Below are 14,684 nucleotides of genomic sequence, written 5' to 3' on the forward strand. Positions count from 1 at the left end.
GGTCAATCCCTCACTTCTGGCTTTCGACGCGCGAACCGGTGGCGAAGAAGTCGTGCAGATCGTGCGCGAATTCGTCGAAGCGGGCGTAGACCACGCGGTTCGAACGGCTGAAGAAGTTGTACGCGAACAGCGCCGGGATCGCGGCGAACAGACCGAAGGCGGTCATGATCAGCGCCTCGCCGACCGGGCCGGCCACCGCGTTCATCGACGCGTTGCCGGAAGCGGCGATGCGGATCAACGCGTGGTAGATGCCCCACACGGTACCGAGCAGACCGACGAACGGCGCGGCGGAGCCGACCGTGGCGAGCAGGGTCATGCCGCCTTCCAGACGCAGGCTCTCGCGGGCCACGGCCTGGCGCAGGGCACGGTCGATGAACTCCGAACGGCTCAGCGACTCGGCCAGACGACCGGTGGTGCCGGCTGCCGCCGTGGCCTGCTGGTGGTGGGCGACCGCCGAAGCGGCGTCGAGCGCGATCTTGGAGAACGGCTCGCTGCGCGGCTGCGCCTCGAGTTCGCGGATCGCGTCCTGGGTGGAGCCGTTGCCCCAGAAGCCGTTGATGACCTTTTCGGCGCGGGCCTTCACCGTGGCGTTGCGGATGCCGTTGGCGATGATGAAGTACCACGACAGGAACGACATCGCGACCAGGGTCACGAAGACGACCCAGCCGAGCCAGTCGAAGTTCTGGATCAGGTTGTCGAAGCCCATCTGTTTCATGGCTTCGGCGTTGGTATTGCCACCCATGGCCTGTGCGGCACCGGTCGTATCAGGAGTCTGTAGGAACATAACGCTACCCTAGGGAAGTCAAGCGTGAACTGTAACCGTAAACCGGGCGAACCCGGTTACAGCTGGTTGAGATTGAAGTTGACCGGAACGCGTGCGTACCCTTCAACTTTTTGTCCATTTCGAATCGTTGGATTGAAGCGCCAACGACGTGCGGCATCCATGGCAGCACGATCGAGTTCGTGATAACCGCTGGAGCGGTCGATCTTGATGTCCTTCGGCGAACCATCCACGCCCACCAGGATCATCAGCACCACCGTACCCTCATGCCGCTGACGGATGGCCTGCGGCGGGTACTTCGGCTGGAGCCGGCTGTTGTAGCTGAGATCCGAGCTGGCCGTGATGTCCGGCGGCGGCGCTGGCGGCGCTGGCGGCGCCGGCGGTGCTGCCTGGGTCGCATTCGCCGAAACCTCTTCCACCGCCGGCGGCGGTGTCGGCGGCGGCGGTGTCGGTGGCGGCTTGACCTGCTGGATGATCTTCGGCGGCGGCTGCTTCGGCGGTTCCGGCGGCGGCGGCGGCGGCGGCGGCGGCGGCGGCGGCGGCTCGATGAAGTTCACCTGGACGATGCGCTCCTTTTCCTTGTGGTTCTGATTCGGCGGCGCCATCGGCGCCACGATCAACAGGAAGGCAAACGCATGCAGCCCGATGGCAACTGCCAGTGCCCAGGTGCGTTTCCAACTAAACGGCTCGCGCCCGATTTCTTCGTTACTTGAGGCCATCTGTCACTAGTCTGGAGCTGATCGATCAGAGGAGAACGTTGCCGCAGGGCTTGACCCCGGAATCGTCAGATGCCTCGACGGATCCGGAGGGAACTTGCCACTGGGGAGACGCAGGGAAAGATTGAAACGGTACAACAGCACATGACATTTGTATAGCACCGCGGGGAGTGAAGCATATGGACGTCCATTCCAACCCGTGGCCTGCCGCGTGCTTCAACCGGTCATTCGGCGCCGGTCTTTTTCAGCCAGTCCCTTGCCTTCGCCGCCGTCTCCGGATCCTTGGCGGCGTTCTTCATCGCGGCGATCGCCGCCGGCTTGTTCTTCAAGCCGCGTTCGGACTCGGCCAGCAGCATGTACGCCGTGCCCTTGTGCTTCACGCCCTTGTCGAGGGCCTGCTGGACCAGGCCCTTGGCCTGGCTGTACTTGTTCTCGCTCAACAGCAGGCGCCCGGCGCGCAGTGCGGCCTCGCCATCGCTGGCCAGCGGAATGGCCTTGTTGTAGTAGCCGATCGCCTTGTCGATGTTGTTGCCGATCTCGGCGGCCTGGCCAAGCAGCACGTAGGTTTCCGCGTCGGGCTTGACGATGCCCTTGCCGATGCCGTCCTCAAGCACCTGCTGGGCCTTGAGAGCGTTCGGCGTCGGATCCGAGCTTTCCTGACCGGCGATCAGGTACAGCTTGGCCAGGTTCACGTACTGGGTGTCCTTGGTGAGCGTGCCGGCGGCGCGGGCCTTCTCCAGCATCTGGATCGCCTCGGGATACTTGTGCGCCTGCATCAGCACGGCGACCGCGTTGTTGAGCGCGTTCGGATCGCCCGGATTGGAATTGAGCTGGCTGGTGGCCAGCTGCGCTGCCTTGTCGTCCTGGCCGGATTCGGAGTAGCTGGCCATCAGGATCTGGTCCCAGGTCGGCTGCGGCTTGTCGGTCAGCGACTTGGCCTTGGTGATCGCGGCAATCGCCTCGGGATACTTGTTGAGCCGATAGTAGGCGTTGCCTTCGAGCGCGTACGAATCAGCGGTTTCCTTCTTGCCTTCGGCGCGCCACTTGGCGACCGTGTCCAGCGCGGGCTGGTACTGCTCGTCAGCCAACTGGAACTGCGCCAGCATGTACATCAGCTGGAAGTAGGTGTCGTTCGGCATCACGCCGAGCGCCAGCGAGCGCTGCAACGTGCTGATGGCGCCCTTGATGTCGCCGTCGTTGTAGTGGAGGCTGGCCATGCCCTGCAGGGCGAGCGCCTGGGCATACTTGCTCTTGCTGCCGTCGATGATCGGCTGCAGCAGCTGCTCGGCCTTGGCCTTGTCGCCTTCGTTGACGGCGTCCAAGCCGTCGTTGAGGCTCTTCTGGTCCTTCGGGCTGGTCAGGTCGAGTTTCGGCTCGGCGCGCGTCGCGTTCGGATACAGCGCTTCCTTCTTGGGTGTGGCGTCGTCGCTCTTGCGCGCCAGAGCCGGGCTGCTGGCCACGCCCAGCAGCAGCGCAACGCCGGCCAGCATGGTTAACCCTCGGGCATGCTTCATGGTGATCCTCGTGATGTCGGGCGTGTCGTAGTGACGCGGGGGATTGCGAAGCCTAACTCGACCCGGCACGCGATAACAAGTTGCAGTGCCGCATAAAAGACCGTTAAAAATCAATTACTTGGCTTGTGGCGTTCAGTGGGATGCCAAATTTGCACGGTGCAGCCGGCGCTCGGCACCGGCTGCCGCGGAGCCCACCGGTCCCGGGCGGCGGGCACGGCGGGCAGCTTCGCGTCGACGGAGAGAGCGTCAAATGTCCAGGTTGGCGACCTTCAGCGCGTTCGCCTCAATGAAATCGCGACGCGGTTCGACCGCCTCGCCCATCAGCATCGAGAACATCTGGTCGGCGGCGATGGCATCCTCGATGCCGACCTGCAGCATGCGCCGGGTGTCCGGATTTACGGTGGTATCCCACAGCTGCTCCGGGTTCATTTCGCCCAGGCCCTTGAAGCGCTGGATGCTGCGACCCTTCTTCGCCTCGTCCAGCAGCCAGTTGCGCGCATCGAGGAAGCTGAGCACGCCGCGCGAGGCATTGCCGCGACGTACGACAGCGTCGGGCTGGATCATGCCGGCGATCTGCTGGCTGATCGCCAGGATCGGGCGGAGCTCGGCACTGGCGAAGAACGGCTGCGGCAGCAACCAGGTATGGCTGAGCCCGTGCTGCTCCTTCACCACCTCGATCGCGGCCGGCTGCTCGCCATCGGCCGGGCGCAGCGTGAGGCGGTAGTGCGGCTTGCCCAGGCCGCTGGCCGCGAGCCGCTGCGCGGCGCCATCCAGCCAGGCTTGCATGGCCACCGGATCGGACCACAGCGCGGGTGTGATCGGCTGGTGCTCGAGCAACACGTTCAGCACGGCGGCATCGAAACGATGCGCCAGCCGGGCAATCTGGTCGAGCGCGAGCTGGTAGCCACGCAGCAGCTTCTCCAGCGCCTCGCCGGTGATCGGCGGCGCATCCGGGGCGTAGGTCAGCGCGGCGTTGTCCACCGCGCTGGAGATCAGGAAGTCGTTCAGCGCGGCATCGTCCTTGATGTACAGCTCCTGCTTGCCCTGCTTCACCTTGTACAGCGGCGGCAGGCCGATGTAGATGTGGCCGCGCTCGATCAGCTCGGGCATCTGGCGGTAGAAGAAGGTCAGCAGCAGGGTGCGGATGTGCGAGCCGTCGACGTCCGCGTCAGTCATCAGGATGATGCGGTGGTAGCGCAGCTTGTCGGGGTTGTACTCGTCCTTGCCGATGCCGGTGCCAAGCGCGGTGATCAGCGTGCCGACTTCGGCCGAGGCCAGCATGCGGTCGAAGCGCGCCTTTTCGACGTTCAGGATCTTGCCTTTCAGCGGCAGCACGGCCTGGGTCTTGCGGTTGCGGCCCTGCTTGGCCGAGCCACCGGCGGAATCGCCCTCGACCAGGAACAGCTCGCACAGCGCCGGGTCCTTCTCCTGGCAGTCGGCCAGCTTGCCGGGCAGGCCGGCGATGTCCAGCGCGCCCTTGCGGCGGGTCATCTCGCGTGCCTTGCGGGCGGCTTCGCGGGCACGAGCGGCGTCGACCACCTTGGAGGCGATCGCCTTGGCCTCGTTCGGGTGTTCCAGCAGGAACTCGCCGAGCTTCTCGTTGACGACCTGCTCCACCACGGTCTTCACCTCGGAGGAAACCAGCTTGTCCTTGGTCTGCGAGGAGAACTTCGGATCAGGCACCTTCACCGACAGTACCGCGATCATGCCTTCGCGCATGTCGTCGCCGGACAGCGCGACCTTGGCGTTCTTGGCCAGGCCTTCCTTCTCGATGTAGTTCTGCAGCGAGCGGGTCAGCGCAGCGCGGAAACCGGTGAGATGGGTGCCGCCATCACGCTGCGGGATGTTGTTGGTGAAGCAGAACATGACCTCGTTGTACGAGTCGGTCCACTGCATCGCCACTTCCACCACGATGCCGTCCTGCTCGGCAGAGAGGCTGATCACATTCGGGTGCAGCGCGGTCTTCATCTGCGCCAGGTGCTGCACGAACGAGCGGATGCCGCCCTCGTAGGCGAACGTGTCCGCCCGCCCTTCCCCGCGCTCGTCCTTCAGCTCGATGGTGACGCCGGAGTTGAGGAAGGCCAGCTCGCGCAGGCGCTTGGCCAGGATCTCGTAGTGGAAGTCGATGTTGCTGGTGAAGGTGGCCGGGCTGGGCAGGAAGCGCACCGTGGTACCGCGCTTGTTCGACGGCCCAACCTCCTTCAGCGGGTACAGTGGCTCGCCGAGCGCGTATTCCTGCAGGTACTCATGACCGTCGCGATAAATGGTCAGCCACAGGTGATCGCTCAGCGCATTCACCACGGAAACGCCCACCCCGTGCAAGCCACCGGACACCTTGTACGAGTTGGCGTCGAACTTGCCGCCGGCATGCAGCACCGTCATCACCACTTCGGCGGTGGAGCGGTGCTCCTCCGGGTGCATGTCGACCGGAATGCCGCGGCCGTTGTCACTGACGCTGACCGAGCCGTCGTCGAGAATGGTGACCACCACCTTGTCGCAGTAGCCGGCCAGCGCCTCGTCGATCGAGTTGTCGACCACTTCGAACACCATGTGGTGCAGGCCGGTACCGTCATCGGTGTCGCCGATGTACATGCCCGGGCGCTTGCGCACCGCTTCCAGGCCCTTCAGCACCTTGATGTTGCTGGAGTCGTAGTGCGATTCGTTGCTGGGTTCGTTCATGCGTTGACCGTTTCCTGGCGCCAGCGACCCGCCCGACTCGGCGCCGTGAATGGCCGGACAGGGTTATGCAATCCGCGGGAGATGCAACCTTTCAATTATAGCAGGCGCGTCAGCTCGCCTTGTTCCACGTGGAACACCCGGGCGGGCAACCCTTGCAGCGCGGCCGGCAACTCGGTGCCGGTCAGCAGCACCTGGGCGTCCGCCGCCAGCAGCAAAGACACCACCGCGGTTTGATGGGCCAGGTCCAGCTCCGAGGCGAGGTCGTCGAGGCAGACGATCGGCCATTCACCACGCTGCTCCGCATACAGTTTGGCCTGGGCCAGCAGGCAAGCCAGCGCAGTAAGCTTCTCCTGCCCGCGGGACAGATGCTCGCGCAATGGCGCCTGTTCGAACGTGAGCGCCCAGTCCGCCCGATGTGCGCCAAGGGTGGTGTGCCCGCGAGCGATATCCTTGCCCCGCTGTTCGCGCAACTGCCGGGCCAGGTCCAGCTCATCGGACCAACCGCGTCGGTAGCGCAGCTCGAACGTACCCAGTTCCGGCAACAAGCCGGCGAGGCCGTCCCGCAGCTTCGGGCGCAACCGGTCCAGGTAGCTGTACCGCTGCCGGTCGATCTGCTCGGCGGCCTGGGCCAGTTCCGCCTCCCACGGCGCAAACAGCTCGTCCGCTGGCGGTGAGGGGGCTCGCAACAGGCTGTTGCGCTGTTTCAGCGCACGCTGGTAGCGGCGCCAGGTGGACAGAAAGCCATGTTCCACGTGGAACACGCCCCAATCCAGATACCGCCGCCGTTCCTCCGCCGCACCGGCAATCAAGCCATGCGATCCAGGCTCAAAACAGACCACCGCGCATTCGCCGACCAGCTGCCCCAGCGCCACGCTGGCACCATCCAGCTTTGCCTCCCAGCGCACGCCACCCCGCCCCAGGCCGAGCCGGCACACCCGCTCGTCGGCATGGCGCAATTCCGCAAAGATCGATAGCTGCGAGGCGCCTCGTTGCAGCAGCGCCTCCTTCGCGCCACTGCGGAAGGAGCGTGCATGCGAAAGCAGGAATGCCGCCTCCAGCACGCTGGTCTTGCCGGCGCCGTTGGCACCGACGAAGACGTTGACACCCGGATCCAGCGCCACGCCGACCTCAGTGAGGCAGCGCAGGCCGCGCACGCGAAGCTGCTCCAGCCTCATGCGGGAAATACCCTTAAACGGCAACGCCGGAGTCCCTGGCGGGAGCCCCGGCGTTGTCTGCCCTTGCCGCGTGTGGCGAGCGCCATGCGCTGGCCGTCAGAGCCGCAACGGCATGATCACGTGGCGGGCCTGCTCACTGTCGTGTTCCTGCACCAGGCAGCTCGACTGCGCGTCGCGCAGGCTGAGCCGGGCCCGTTCGCCCCGCAGCGCGGCCAGCGCGTCGAGCAGGTAGCCCACGTTGAAACCCACCGCCAGGTCGGAGACATGGGTGTCGGCTTCGACCTCCTCCACCGCCTCTTCCTGCTCCGGGTTGTGCGCCACGATGCGTAGCTTGCCTGGCGACAGTTCCAGCCGCACGCCGCGGTACTTCTCGTTGGACAGGATCGCGGCGCGCTGCAGCGCGCCACGCAGCACCTCGCGATCGATCGTGGCGGTCTTGTCCGCGCCCAGCGGGATCACCGCCTCGTAGTCGGGGAAGCGCCCGTCGATCAGCTTGGAGGTGAACACCACGTCGCCACGGCGCACGCGCAGGTGGTTGCGGCCGAACTCCAGCTCGACCTGGCCATCGCCGGTTTCCAGCAGGCCCACCAGCTCGTTGACGCCCTTGCGCGGGATGATGATCTGTCGGCGCGTGCTCACCGAGTTCTGCAAACCGGTTTCCTTCATCGCCAGCCGGTGGCCATCCGTGGCCACGCAGCGCAGGGTGTGCTCCTGCAGATCCAGCAGCATGCCGTTCAGGTAGTAGCGCACGTCCTGGTTCGCCATGGCGAAGGCCGTGCGTTCCATCAGGTCGCGCAAGGCTTCTTCCGGCAGGCTGACCTTTTCCACCAGCTCGATCTCGTCGACGGTGGGGAACTCGCTGGCCGGCAGGGTCGTCAGCGTGAAGCGACTGCGTCCGGCGTTCAGCGCCACGCGATCGCCGTTGAGCTTGAGGTCGATCCGCGCGCCGTCGGGCAGGGCGCGTACGATATCGAACAGCTTGCGGGCAGGAATGGTGACTTCGCCATCGACCAGCTTCTCTGCCTCGGCCGTGGCCACCATCTCCACTTCCAGGTCGGTTCCGGTCAGCGACAGTTTGCCGGCGCCGACCTTGACCAGCAGGTTGGCCAGCACCGGCAGCGTCTGGCGGCGTTCAACCACACCAACCACCTGCTGCAGCGGCTTGAGCAGAGCTTCTCGTTGGATGCTGAATTGCATGACTGTGCTTCCCCTATGCCTGCTGTTCTGTCTTTAAAAGAAGTTGGTGGTTGTTGCTGGTTCGGTGGGTAACTTTCATAACCGAAATTCATTCGGTAAATCAACAAACTGGATGAGTTTATGGGTGTGCTTGAACGGGCTGTATGGCGGTGGGCGATTTGTGGATAACTTCAGCGCTGGATCCATCCACCCATTATCCACAGCTTGAGCCCTCGCTTATCCATAATCTTCGCCGGCCGTCACCTGCTCAACCGGTCAGCGTGCGGATCAATTGTTCCCAGTCCTGGCGCATGCGCGCGTCGGTCTCGATGAATTTGCGGATCGTCTTGCAGGCGTGCATCACCGTGGTGTGGTCGCGCCCGCCGAATGCCTCGCCGATCTCCGGCAGGCTGTGCTCGGTAAGTTCCTTGGACAGCGTCATGGCGATCTGCCGCGGCCGCGCCAGCGAGCGCACGCGCCGTTTGGACAGCAGATCCTGCAGACGCACGTTGAAGTACTCGGCGGTGATCTTCTGGATGTTGGCGATGGTGACCGCCTGTGCGTGCGTGGCCAGCAGGTCGCGCAGGGTCTCCTCGGCGAAGTCGGTGGTGATCGGCTTGCCGTAGAAGTTGGCCCGCGCCGCCAGCGTGTTCAGCGCGCCCTCGAGGTCGCGCACGTTGGAGCGGATGCGCTTGGCCAGCAGCATCGCCACGTGCTCGTCCACCGCCACGCCCTTGTCGTGCGCCTTGGCCAGCAGGATCGCCGCGCGCGTCTCGAAATCCGGCGGCTCGATCGCCACCGACAGGCCCCAGCCCAGGCGCGACTTCAGTCGCGGCTCCAGCTTGTCCACTTCCTTCGGGTAGCGGTCGCAGGTGAGGATGATCTGCTGCTTGGACTCGAACAGCGCATTGAAGGTGTGGAAGAACTCTTCCTGCGTGGTGTCCTTGCCGGCGAAGAACTGGATGTCGTCGATCAAGAGCGCGTCCACCGAGCGGAAGCGCAGCTTGAACTGGTCCATGCTCTTGGCGCGCAGCGCCTCGATCATCGAGCCGACGAACTGCTCCGAGCGCAGGTACAACACCTTGCAGTCCGGGTTGCGCTCGCGCATCAGGTTGCCGGCCGCGTGCATCAGGTGGGTTTTGCCCAGGCCGGTGCCGCCGTACAGCAGCAGCGGGTTGTAGGCGCGACCGGGGTTGGTGGCCACCTGCATGGCGGCGGCCTTGCCGAGCTGGTTGGACTTGCCCTCGACAAAGGTCTCGAAGGTGTAGTGCGGGTCCAGGTTGTGGTTGAACGCGGGTGCCGTCGGGGTCGTAGCGACCCGGGGTGCCGCCGCCGTCTTGGCCGGCGCGGCCGGCCGCGCCGTGCTGGAGCCGACCTCCAGCCGCACCGGGCACGGTTTGCCGGCAAGCTGCAGCAGCATCGCCTCGATCTGTCCCAGGTAGCGCCCGCGCACGGTGTCCAGGGTGTAGGAGTTGGGCGCAAACAGCTGCAGGCCGTTGGCATCTTCGCGCGCCTGCAGCGGCATCAGCCAGGTATGCAGGTCTTCGGCGCTCAGCTCGCCTTCGAGGCGCTCAAGGCAGCGCCGCCACAGATCACTCATGGATAAAATCAACCACAGCTTCGGAGCGCTTGCGCGCGGGGTGATGGGCTAGTCTAGCAGCCTCCCCCGCACCCTCGGCCGCCACATATCCACACCGGTATCCACAGGGTACCGACCACGGCCATTTGACAGCGGCAACGGCTACCCCACATACTTTCCAACCTTTTTATCCACATTCCCTTCGGAGCAACCCATGAAGCGGACCTTCCAGCCCAGCAAGCTCAAGCGCGCACGCACGCACGGTTTCCGTGCCCGTATGGCCACCGCCGACGGCCGCAAAGTCCTCAGCGCCCGTCGCGCCAAGGGCCGCAAGCGCCTGATCCCGTAATCGGCACGAGCGTCATGGCCAACGCCGGACTGCCGCGCGAAGCGCGGTTACGTCGGCCGGGGGACTTCGCCGCCTTGCGAACCAGCAGCGGACGCGCAGGCGGCCGCTGTTTTCATATGCGCTACCGCGACAACGACCTCGGCCATGCCCGGCTCGGCCTGGCGATCTCCAAGCGCGTCTCCAGGCGCGCGGTCGAACGCAACCGGATCAAGCGCCTGCTGCGCGAATCGTTCCGGCGCGTGCGCCACCAACTGCCGGCGGTCGACATGATGGTGATGGCGCGCGAACAGGCCGCCGGCGTAGCCGGACCGCAGCTGCTGGCCGAACTCGACGGCCTGTGGAAAAAACTGCAGGCCGGCCATGCCGCGACGTCCAGGCCATTGAAGCCCGCCGGCGACACCCGCACAATCGAACGCTGACCTTTTCCTTCCTGTCTCCGCGGCGTTGACAAGTGTCGTGGCGTTACCCGGATCTGCTACGCGATGAATCAAACGCGCACCTTCCTCATGTTCGCCCTGCTGGCCGTGGCCTATTTCCTGTTCCTGGCCTGGGAGAAGGATTACGCACCGCCGCCGCCGGCCGAAGTCGCCAGCGCGGCCAATGCGGCCAGCGCGGCGGTCCCGTCGGCCGACGGCAGCGTGCCCGGCGCGATCCCGAGCGCCGCCGCTGCCACCGCGCCGACTCCGGCGATCGCCGGCGATGCCGCACCGGCGACCGCGCAGCTGGTCACCGTCACCACCGACGTCTTGAAGCTGAGTGTCGATCCCCGCGGCGGCAGCCTGGTGCATGCCGACCTGCTGGCCTACCCGCAAACGCCGCGCACGCACAAGGCGCCGAACCCGCCACCGACCGTGTTGCTGTCCAGCGACGAGGCGCACTATGCGGTGGCCCAGAATGGCCTGGTCAGCAGCAGCGACACCGCGTCGGGGGACCAGCCGAACCACTTGGCGCTGTTCCACGCCGAGAAGACCGCCTACGCGCTGGCCGACGGCCAGGACGAGCTGAAGGTCGACCTCACCTGGCAGGATGCCGCCGGCCTCAAGGTCACCAAGACCTACACGTTCAAGCGCGGCAGCTACGTGATCGGCGTCAGCCAGCGCATCGACAACGGCACCGCCACCACGTGGCAGGGCAACGCCTACCAGCAGCTGTTGCGGGTCGAGCCGCCGAAGGCCGGCAGCTGGCTGTCGAATTACACCAACCCCGAGACGCGCAGCTTCCAGGGCGCCGCCTGGTATACCGGCGAGAAGTTCGAGAAGCTGCCGTTCAAGGACTTCGCCGAACCGAAGGACCAGCTCAACGCCTCGATCAAAGGCGGCTGGGCGGCGATGCTGAAGCTGTATTTCGTCACCGCCTGGATCCCGCCGGCCGGCCAGACCGAGCAGTACATCACCCAGACCATCAACCCGGACAGCGCGCACCCGCGCTACCTGATCCGCACCGTCGGCCCCGCGCTCAGCGTGGCGCCGGGACAGAGCCTGACCAGCCAGTCGCGCCTGTACGTCGGCCCGAACAAGCAGGGCACCATGGACGCGGTGGCGCCGGGGCTGGACCTCACCATCGACTACGGCATGTTCAAGATCATCGCCGTGCCGATGCACTGGGTGCTGTCGCAGTTCCACGCCATCACCAAGAACTGGGGCGTGGCGATCATCCTGCTGGTGCTGCTGATCAAGGGCCTGAGCTGGAAGCTCACCGCCATCCAGTACCGCTCCAGCGCCCGCATGCGCAAGCTGCAGCCGCGCGTGCAGGCGCTCAAGGAGCGCTACGGCGACGACAAGCAGAAGATGCAGATGGCGATGATGGAGCTGTACAAGAAGGAGAAGGTCAACCCGATGGGCGGCTGCCTGCCGGTGCTGATCACTCTCCCGGTCTTCTACGGCCTGTTCTTCGTGCTCGAGTACAGCCTGGAACTGCGCCATGCGCCGTTCCTGTGGATTCCCGACCTGAGCGCGCCCGATCCGTTCTACATCCTGCCGATCATCTACGCGCTGGTGATGCTGGGCACGCAGTGGCTGAACCCCGTCGCCGCGGGCATGGACCCGACCCAGGCGAAGATGATGAAGGTGATGCCGCTGCTGTTCACCGTGATGTTCGCCTTCTTCCCTGCCGGCCTGTGCCTGTACTACGCCGTCAACGGCATCGTCGGCCTTGGCCAGCAGTGGTGGATCACCCACCACGTCGACCGCGAGGACACGGCGGCGCCGAAGGCCGCCTGATGCCTGGCCATTGCTTTTGCGATCGTCCCTGATCGCGAAGATCAAACGGGGCCATCCCTGGCCGCACTCCTCAATAAAGCGGCCGTGCCGGGCAACCGTCGCGGCCGTCTTCGTTTAACCTGCCACGCATGAGTCGTAACACCGACACCATCGCCGCCATCGCCAGTGCACCGGGCGCCGCCGGCGTGGGCGTGCTGCGCGTCTCCGGGCCGGCGGCACCGGCGATTGCGCAGGCCCTGCTCGGCCGTGCGCCGCAGCCGCGCCATGCGCACTTCGCCGCATTCCGCGATGGCGCTGGCGAGCTGATCGACCGCGGCCTGCTGCTGCATTTCCCCGCCCCGGCGTCGTACACCGGCGAGCACGTGCTGGAACTGCAGGGCCACGGCAGCGCCGTGCTGCTCGATGCGCTGCTGCGCCGCGTGTGCGAACTCGGTGCGCAGCTGGCGCGTCCCGGCGAATTCACCGAGCGCGCGTTCCTGAACGGCAAGCTCGACCTGGCCCAGGCCGAAGCCGTTGCCGACCTCATCGCCGCCCGCTCGCAGGCCGGCGCGCGCGCCGCGCTGCGGTCGATGGAAGGCGTGTTCTCGCGCAAGGTCGATGCCTTGCTGCAGGCGCTGATCGCGCTGCGCGTGCATATCGAGGCGGCGATCGACTTCCCCGAAGAGGAAATCGACTTCCTCGCCGACCCGGCCGTCACCGCGCAACTCGACAACCTGCGCGCCGAACTGACCGGGCTGCTGCGCGAAGCACAACGCGGCGTGCGCCTGAACGACGGCTTCAAGGTCGTCATCGTGGGTCGTCCCAATGCCGGCAAGTCCAGCCTGCTCAACGCGCTCGCCGGCTGCGAGCGGGCCATCGTTACCGCGATTCCCGGCACCACCCGCGACGTGTTGCGCGAAAACCTCAGCCTCGACGGCGTCGCGCTGGAACTGGCCGACACCGCCGGCCTGCGCGAGACACAAGACGAAGTCGAACGCGAGGGCGTGCGCCGCGCGCATGGGGAGCTCGCCCGTGCTGACGCCGCGCTGCTGGTCACCGATGCGGTCCACGCCGGCGCCGACCTCGCCCTGCTCGACGCCCTGCCCGCCGGCGCCGAACGCCTCGTGCTCATCAACAAGATCGACCTCGCCCACGCCACGCCGCACACGGAGATCCGCGACGGCATCCGCTGGCTGTGGGCCTCGGCGAAAACCGGCGAAGGCCTGGACGCCGTGCGCGAACATTTGAAGCAACTTGCCGGTGCCAGCGTCGGCGAAGGCGCCTTCAGCGCGCGCCGCCGCCATGTGATCGCACTGGAAGACGTGCGCGCCCATCTCGACCACGCTGCCACCGTGCTCGCCACCAGCCGCGCCGGCGAACTCGCCGCCGAGGACCTGCGCCAGGCCCAGCACGCGCTGGGCGAGATCACCGGCGCCTATACCAGCGACGATCTGCTCGGGGCCATCTTCTCCAGCTTCTGCATCGGCAAGTGATCAACCGGCCTGCCTGAGGAAGGCATCCACTTCACCCAGGCTGGGCATGCCGCCCTGTGCGCCGAGCCGGGTGACCGACAGTGCGGCGGCGGCGCAGGCCTTGCGCACGGCCTCGGGCAGGCCGTCCTTCAGGAACACCGCCAGCGCGGCGTTGAAGGTGTCGCCGGCGCCGGTGCTGTCGACCACCTCGACGCTGAAGCCGTGCTGATGGACGGGATCGCCCCCGTCGCCGTACCACGCACCTTCGCCGCCGCGGGTGAGTACCACGGGACAGGGCGAGCGCCGCATCAGATCACGGAAATCCTCGTGCAGATCGGCGCCGAGCAGGATGGCCAGTTCGTGCTGGTTCGGGGTGACGTAGCGGGCCAGTTGCAGCCAGTCAATCGGCAGCTTCTGTGCGGGGGCGGGGTTGAGGATCACCGGCACGCCGAGGCGGTGGCCCAAGCGCACCGTGGCTTCCACCGTTTCCAGCGGGATCTCCATCTGCACCAGCACGGCATCGGCGCGCCCGATCAGCGACTGCGCTGCCTCGACCTGCGCCGGCGCGACGCGGGCGTTCGCGGCGGGCACCACGATGATCTGGTTCTCGCCGCCGGCGACGGTGATCGAGGCGGTGCCGCTGGCGCTGCCGTCGAGACGCGTGACGTGATCCAGGCCGACACGCTCGGCGGCGAGGCCGGCATGCAGCTGGTCGCCGAAGGCGTCACGGCCGAGCGCGCCGATCAGCGCCACCTCGGCACCCAGCCGCGCCGCAGCCACGGCCTGGTTGGCGCCCTTGCCACCGGGCACGGTAAGGAAGCGGTCGCCCAGGATGGTCTCGCCGGGGCCGACGAAGCGCGGTGCCTGGGTGACCAGGTCCATGTTGATGCTGCCCACGACGACGATGCGCGTCATTTTTTGCTCCCCTGCTCCGGTTTCACGATCGAGGCGGAGAGCTTAACCGCTGTGGCTGGCAGGCGCGGCTGCAGCCGCGATGGTTTCGCGGAAGAGAGAGCGAAGAGCGACCCCACCCCGACCCTCCCCT

12 protein-coding genes are annotated in these 14,684 nt (G+C 66.3%); 4 read left to right on the plus strand and 8 right to left on the minus strand.

Annotation, left to right across the window (positions count from 1 at the left end; all coding sequences use genetic code 11):
- Window positions 1-10: 10 nt before the first annotated feature.
- The 7 genes from UUA_RS16350 to dnaA form a co-directional block, all read right to left on the minus strand.
- Window positions 11-742 carry a MotA/TolQ/ExbB proton channel family protein gene (locus UUA_RS16350; RefSeq protein WP_008438864.1) on the minus strand — a complete coding sequence of 244 codons (732 nt, stop codon included), beginning with the start codon at window positions 740-742 and terminating at the stop codon, window positions 11-13.
- A 98-nt stretch (window positions 743-840) separates the two neighbouring features.
- Window positions 841-1,500 (minus strand): energy transducer TonB, encoded by a 660-nt coding sequence (locus UUA_RS16355; protein ID WP_008438865.1) that lies wholly within the window; start codon window positions 1,498-1,500, stop codon window positions 841-843.
- Window positions 1,501-1,721: 221 nt separating this feature from the next.
- The gene (locus tag UUA_RS16360; RefSeq protein ID WP_008438872.1) at window positions 1,722-2,987 is read right to left on the minus strand and encodes a tetratricopeptide repeat protein; all 1,266 of its coding nucleotides are present in this window, start codon (window positions 2,985-2,987) and stop codon (window positions 1,722-1,724) included.
- A 270-nt stretch (window positions 2,988-3,257) separates the two neighbouring features.
- The gene (gene gyrB / locus UUA_RS16365; protein WP_008438873.1) at window positions 3,258-5,690 is read right to left on the minus strand and encodes a DNA topoisomerase (ATP-hydrolyzing) subunit B; all 2,433 of its coding nucleotides are present in this window, start codon (window positions 5,688-5,690) and stop codon (window positions 3,258-3,260) included.
- Window positions 5,691-5,785: 95 nt separating this feature from the next.
- Window positions 5,786-6,865: a DNA replication/repair protein RecF gene (gene recF / locus UUA_RS16370; protein WP_008438875.1), complete on the minus strand. Its 1,080-nt coding sequence runs from the start codon at window positions 6,863-6,865 to the stop codon at window positions 5,786-5,788.
- Window positions 6,866-6,961: 96 nt separating this feature from the next.
- The gene (dnaN, locus tag UUA_RS16375) at window positions 6,962-8,062 is read right to left on the minus strand and encodes a DNA polymerase III subunit beta (protein ID WP_008438876.1); all 1,101 of its coding nucleotides are present in this window, start codon (window positions 8,060-8,062) and stop codon (window positions 6,962-6,964) included.
- 247 nt (window positions 8,063-8,309) lie between these two features.
- The gene (gene dnaA, locus UUA_RS16380; protein ID WP_008438878.1) at window positions 8,310-9,641 is read right to left on the minus strand and encodes a chromosomal replication initiator protein DnaA; all 1,332 of its coding nucleotides are present in this window, start codon (window positions 9,639-9,641) and stop codon (window positions 8,310-8,312) included.
- A 193-nt stretch (window positions 9,642-9,834) separates the two neighbouring features.
- Between dnaA and rpmH the strand changes: the two genes are divergently transcribed.
- The 4 genes from rpmH (at window position 9,835) to mnmE (ending at window position 13,660) form a co-directional block, all read left to right on the plus strand.
- Window positions 9,835-9,969 (plus strand): 50S ribosomal protein L34, encoded by a 135-nt coding sequence (gene rpmH / locus UUA_RS16385; protein ID WP_008438884.1) that lies wholly within the window; start codon window positions 9,835-9,837, stop codon window positions 9,967-9,969.
- Window positions 9,970-9,983: 14 nt separating this feature from the next.
- On the plus strand, window positions 9,984-10,388 hold the full coding sequence (gene rnpA / locus UUA_RS16390; protein WP_081491591.1) for a ribonuclease P protein component: 405 nt from the start codon (window positions 9,984-9,986) through the stop codon (window positions 10,386-10,388).
- A gap of 63 nt (window positions 10,389-10,451) precedes the next feature.
- Entirely contained in the window at window positions 10,452-12,188 is a 1,737-nt protein-coding gene (gene yidC / locus UUA_RS16395) for a membrane protein insertase YidC (protein ID WP_008438886.1), read from the plus strand.
- Between the two features lie 128 nt (window positions 12,189-12,316).
- Window positions 12,317-13,660 (plus strand): tRNA uridine-5-carboxymethylaminomethyl(34) synthesis GTPase MnmE, encoded by a 1,344-nt coding sequence (gene mnmE, locus UUA_RS16400; RefSeq protein ID WP_008438887.1) that lies wholly within the window; start codon window positions 12,317-12,319, stop codon window positions 13,658-13,660.
- Here the strand turns inward: mnmE and rbsK are convergent, their stop codons facing one another.
- Complete coding sequence (rbsK, locus tag UUA_RS16405; protein WP_008438888.1) at window positions 13,661-14,554, minus strand: ribokinase; 894 nt, start codon at window positions 14,552-14,554, stop codon at window positions 13,661-13,663.
- Window positions 14,555-14,684 lie beyond the last annotated feature (130 nt).

The organism is Rhodanobacter thiooxydans LCS2, from assembly GCF_000264375.1.
GTDB classification, from domain to species: domain Bacteria; phylum Pseudomonadota; class Gammaproteobacteria; order Xanthomonadales; family Rhodanobacteraceae; genus Rhodanobacter; species Rhodanobacter thiooxydans.

What these genes read in the sequence shown, in the direction of transcription:
- UUA_RS16350 (WP_008438864.1), bottom strand. Translation starts at nt 742, where the DNA reads ATGGGTGGCAATACCAACGCCGAAGCCATGAAACAGATGGGCTTCGAC.
- rpmH (WP_008438884.1), top strand. Translation starts at nt 9,835, where the DNA reads ATGAAGCGGACCTTCCAGCCCAGCAAGCTCAAGCGCGCACGCACGCAC.
- yidC (WP_008438886.1), top strand. Translation starts at nt 10,452, where the DNA reads ATGAATCAAACGCGCACCTTCCTCATGTTCGCCCTGCTGGCCGTGGCC.
- recF (WP_008438875.1), bottom strand. Translation starts at nt 6,865, where the DNA reads ATGAGGCTGGAGCAGCTTCGCGTGCGCGGCCTGCGCTGCCTCACTGAG.
- UUA_RS16355 (WP_008438865.1), bottom strand. Translation starts at nt 1,500, where the DNA reads ATGGCCTCAAGTAACGAAGAAATCGGGCGCGAGCCGTTTAGTTGGAAA.
- rnpA (WP_081491591.1), top strand. Translation starts at nt 9,984, where the DNA reads ATGGCCAACGCCGGACTGCCGCGCGAAGCGCGGTTACGTCGGCCGGGG.
- dnaN (WP_008438876.1), bottom strand. Translation starts at nt 8,062, where the DNA reads ATGCAATTCAGCATCCAACGAGAAGCTCTGCTCAAGCCGCTGCAGCAG.
- mnmE (WP_008438887.1), top strand. Translation starts at nt 12,317, where the DNA reads ATGAGTCGTAACACCGACACCATCGCCGCCATCGCCAGTGCACCGGGC.
- gyrB (WP_008438873.1), bottom strand. Translation starts at nt 5,690, where the DNA reads ATGAACGAACCCAGCAACGAATCGCACTACGACTCCAGCAACATCAAG.
- rbsK (WP_008438888.1), bottom strand. Translation starts at nt 14,554, where the DNA reads ATGACGCGCATCGTCGTCGTGGGCAGCATCAACATGGACCTGGTCACC.
- UUA_RS16360 (WP_008438872.1), bottom strand. Translation starts at nt 2,987, where the DNA reads ATGCTGGCCGGCGTTGCGCTGCTGCTGGGCGTGGCCAGCAGCCCGGCT.
- dnaA (WP_008438878.1), bottom strand. Translation starts at nt 9,641, where the DNA reads ATGAGTGATCTGTGGCGGCGCTGCCTTGAGCGCCTCGAAGGCGAGCTG.